The sequence below is a fragment of the Magnetospirillum moscoviense genome (genome assembly GCF_001650635.1).
GTDB classification, from domain to species: domain Bacteria; phylum Pseudomonadota; class Alphaproteobacteria; order Rhodospirillales; family Magnetospirillaceae; genus Magnetospirillum; species Magnetospirillum moscoviense.
This window is the reverse complement of sequence record NZ_LWQU01000028.1, coordinates 1-4,207: the sequence shown is the minus strand read 5'-3', so window position 1 is coordinate 4,207 and position 4,207 is coordinate 1. Positions and strand designations below refer to the sequence as shown.

General features: G+C 65.3%; 4 protein-coding genes and 1 pseudogene. All 5 read right to left on the bottom strand.

Features of this window, described 5'->3' with window-relative positions:
* Window positions 1–153 precede the first annotated feature (153 nt).
* Entirely contained in the window at window positions 154–1,329 is a 1,176-nt protein-coding gene (locus A6A05_RS01680) for a BaiN/RdsA family NAD(P)/FAD-dependent oxidoreductase (protein ID WP_068496847.1), read from the bottom strand.
* An 11-nt stretch (window positions 1,330–1,340) separates the two neighbouring features.
* Window positions 1,341–2,903 (bottom strand): sensor histidine kinase, encoded by a 1,563-nt coding sequence (locus A6A05_RS21400; protein WP_216635730.1) that lies wholly within the window; start codon window positions 2,901–2,903, stop codon window positions 1,341–1,343.
* The gene (locus A6A05_RS01670) at window positions 2,893–3,657 is read right to left on the bottom strand and encodes a substrate-binding periplasmic protein (RefSeq protein WP_172822158.1); all 765 of its coding nucleotides are present in this window, start codon (window positions 3,655–3,657) and stop codon (window positions 2,893–2,895) included. The genes A6A05_RS21400 and A6A05_RS01670 overlap by 11 nt, the downstream gene beginning before the upstream one ends.
* Window positions 3,658–3,815: 158 nt before the next feature.
* Window positions 3,816–3,950, bottom strand: coding sequence for a hypothetical protein (locus tag A6A05_RS22025; protein WP_281193223.1), 135 nt, complete (start codon window positions 3,948–3,950; stop codon window positions 3,816–3,818).
* A 146-nt stretch (window positions 3,951–4,096) separates the two neighbouring features.
* A pseudogene (locus A6A05_RS20525) lies at window positions 4,097–4,207 on the bottom strand (IS5/IS1182 family transposase); the annotation flags it as partial.

Sequence of the window (4,207 nt, the reverse complement as noted above, 5' to 3'; positions counted from 1 at the left end):
CGCGGATCACATCATGGCCAGCGGTCAGGTGAACCGCACAAACAGGCCGGACACATGACTGCACCCAGCCTGGTCGCGCAGAACGTCGAATTTCCCTTGCAACGCAGGGGCCGTCCACACATGGGCGCAAGATACCCGATTTCAGATCGGGTATCACACCGCCTGCCCGGCGCACCAGCCGCTGGACCACGCCCATTGGAAATTGTATCCGCCCAGCCAGCCGGTGACGTCAACCGCCTCGCCGACGACATGCAGGCCGGGAACCTTCTTGGCCTCAAGGGTTTTCGACGACAGCTCGTCGGTGTCGATGCCGCCCAAGGTGACCTCGGCGATTCCATAACCCTCGGACCCGGTCGGCACCAAGGTCCAACCGTTCAGCAAGGCCGCCGCCTGGGCCAGCTGCCCCTTCGACAGATTGGCCATGGTCGGGTTGGGCAGATGGGAATCGACCAGGCCATGGGCCAATCGGGCCGGCAAAAGCTCGGACAGGATGGTCTTCAACTCGGCCTTGGGCCGCGAGGCTTTGCGCTCGGCCAACACGGCAATCGCATCGTCGTCGGGCAACAGATTGACGCTGATCGCCTGGCCGGATCGCCAGTAATTGGAAATCTGCAGGATCGCCGGCCCCGACAGGCCGCGATGGGTGAACAGCAACGCCTCGCGGAAGCGGCGCTTGCCCAAGGAAATCTCGGCTTCCAGCGAGATGCCGGACAGTGCCCGCAGCCAGGCCAGTTCGTCGCCGCCGAAGCGCAACGGCACCAGGCCGGGCCGGGTCTCGGTGACCGCCAGGCCGAAGCGGCGCGCCGCATCCAGCGCGAAGCCGGTCGCCCCCATCTTGGGGATCGACAACCCGCCGGTGGCCAACACCAGCCGAGGGGCGACGAAAGAGCCGCGGTCGGTGTCCAGGCGGAAACGGTCGGACTTGGACAGCCCGGTGACGCGGTGGCCCAGGCGGATATCGACCCGACCAACGGCGCATTCGTCCAGCAGCATGTCCAGGATGGCCCGGGCAGATCCGTCGCAGAACAACTTCCCCCAGCGCCGCTCGTGAAAGGCAATGCGGTGACGGCGCACCATGTCGATGAAATCGGTCTGGCTGAATTGCTTCAGCGCCGATTTGACGAAATGGGGGTTGGCCGACAGATAACGGTCGGGAGCCACCCCCAGATTGGTGAAGTTGCAGCGCCCGCCACCCGAGATCAGGATTTTCGAGCCGGCCTGGCCGACATGATCGACCACCACCACGCGGCGCCCACGCTGGCCGGCGGCGGCGGCGCACATCAATCCGGCGGCGCCGGCTCCGATCACGATGATTTCGGTCTCGAACATCGGCGCCCCGGTCAGGCCGCGGCCGGCAGGGTGAAGAAAAAGGTCGAGCCCGTGCCCTCGACGGATTCCACCCAGATCCGGCCGCCATGATGCTCGACGATCTTCTTGCAGATGGCCAGGCCGATGCCCGTGCCTTCGCGCGATCCCTCGGTGTCGAGGCGCTGGAAGATCTGGAAGACCCGGTCGAACCCGTCGACCGGGATGCCGATCCCGTTGTCGGCGACCCGAAACAGCAGTTCGGACTTTTCGGTCGGACGCCAGTCGATGGTGATCGCCGGCGGGCGCTCCGGCGAGCGATACTTGATGGCGTTGCCGATCAGGTTGGTCATCAGGCGGGCCAGTTCGTCGGCATCGCCCTTGACCATGGGCGGATCGGCGGCGACCGAGATGGTGGCGGCCGTGGCCTCGACATCCATCGCCAGGGCGGCCAACGCCTCGTCAAGGGCGCCGGCAAAGGACAGCGCCACCAGCGGCCGTTCGGTCCGCCCGATCCGCGACAGCGACAACAGGTCGCGGATCAGGCGGTCCATCTTAATGGCACCGTCGCGGGCGAACCCGATGAAGGCGTGCCCGTTGTCATCGATCCGGTCGCCGTAATCCCGTTCCAGCAGGCTCAGGTACGACGTCACCATGCGGAGCGGCTGACGGAGGTCGTGACTGGCGACACAGGCGAACTGTTCCAACTCGGCATTCGACGCCTCGAGTTGACGGGCCTGGGCCTGAAGGGCGCCATTGGCCTGCTCCAGTGCCAAGGTCCGCTCGGCGACTTGCGATTCCAGTTGGGCATTGGCGGCCACCAACTGGTCGCGCTGGTCGTGCACACGATCGATCAAGGCGTTGAAGGAATCGCGCACCACCGCCAATTCCGTCCCGCTGACCATCGGCTCGATTTCATCCGGAAACTGAATGTGCTCGGGGCTTTCCGGCCGGGCGCCATCCAGGGCGGCGATCAGCCGGCGCAACGGCCGGACCAGCACCCGCTGGCCGACCGCCAGGAAAATCACCCACAGCACCGCTTCCTTGAACAGGGAAATGGCGACGATCAGCCCGGTCTGGCCCTTGATCCGGTCGAACAATTGGCCCCGGCCGGCCAGCAATTCCACCCGCCCCAGGGTCGCGGTACCCGTGGCGTGGCGGTAGGTGACGTCGAAGCCGTGACGAACCGCCGCATGGTCGGCCAATTGGTCCCATTGGCGTTGCAGTTCGTCGCCGTGGCCGACCAGGAAGCCGTCGAACCGTTTGATGGCAATGACGAACAGATGATTGGCGGTCGGATCAAAGATGCGAATCGCCTCAATGTCGGGAATTTCAACCATGCCGGCGGCGATGGCCTCGACCTTCGCTGCGTCCACCGCCCACAAGGACGCCCCCAGCGTGCCGGCGAAGGCATGCTGATAGGTGGTCATTTCCCGCTCGATGTCGGCGCGGGCCGAGAAGTACTGGCCGGCGGCCAGCAGACCGGTCAACGCCACGGCGATGGCGACGTAGTACTGGAACGAGATGCGGAACAGCCGGGCGGCGATCGATTTGACCTGGGGCGTGCCGTCCTGGCCGGTCATCGGTTCAGTTCGCATACTTGCCGGTCACCAGGCCCTGATAGGCGGGCGTGGCGCGGACGGTGGCGATGGCGTCCCACACCTGCTCGACCAGGGCGGGGTTGGCGGCTTGGAACAGCTTGGAAAACATCAGGTAATAGGGGGTGGTCCGCAAGGGCGGCGCCAGCTTGACGATGCCTTCGAATTCCGCCCCGTTCTCCTTGATAGCGGCTTCGGCCAGGGTATCGATCTCGGCATAGGCGTCGATGCGGCCGCCAGCCAGCTTGCGCAGGTTGCCGACCACGCTGGGCTCGAGATCGAGCGGGACGTTCTTTTCCTGAAGCATCGGCACGACGGCGAAGTTGGGGAAGGCCCCGACCGGGGCGCGAAGCCCCGAGATTCCGTCCCCGGTCCAGCGCAGGTCGGCCCCTTTTCGCACGAACAGGCTATAGGATTGCTGATAGATCTTGCGCCGCTCGTCGGGCTTGCCATCGACCATCGGATAGGCGCCATAGCGAGCCCGCTCGGGGCTGTAGCTCGAGGCGAAGATGGCGTCGGCCTGACCGTGCTCGATCAGGTACAGACCGCGTTGCCATGGCACCCGCTGGAATTCGAAGACGATGCCGGTGCGTTCGCCGACCATGCGCAACAGCTCGACGATCAGGCTGGGCTTGTCGGGATCGATGGCGGTGCCGCTGCCATAGGCGATCGGCGGGTTGGGATCGGTGTTGAACACCACCCGCACCACCGGGGCCGGATCGGCCGCCCACGCCACCGGCGCGGCAAGAGCCATGACGGCCACCACCGCCACCCGCAAGAAGAGCCTGAAAAGCACCATCACCCCTTTGGCGTCCGGTCAGGACGCCGCTGTCTTGAAACATTGAGCACAGGGTAGCCCAAACCAGGCGGGGCGACAATGAACCTGGGGGTGTCGCGGGCAAGAACGCCCCATCAGCGCATGGCGCCGTCCAGCACGGACTGGACCACCGAATCGGCCTGGACAAGGGCTTGCGCCATGGCTGCGCCAGGCTTGATCCGCTCGTCGTAATGCAGGATGGCGATCGGACCAGCAACGAGACGCCTCATTGGGGCAAGGTCATGCGAGACGGACTTCCTTTCGGCTCGCTGTTCGCCCAGTCTTGCGTTCTCCGGAGCAGCCCCCCATGGGGGGGGGTATTTAGACCGGGCCTGCGAACTAATCCCGCCTCAGAGTCCGTCCGCGAAGTTCCCTATTATTTCCTGTGCCTTGCGATTCTGCGCAGCATGAGGCGGATCATGGCCAGGCGCAGGAACGCCAGCGCCATTCTGGCGAGGTTCTCGAAGTCCTTGGCGAGGCGTCGGCA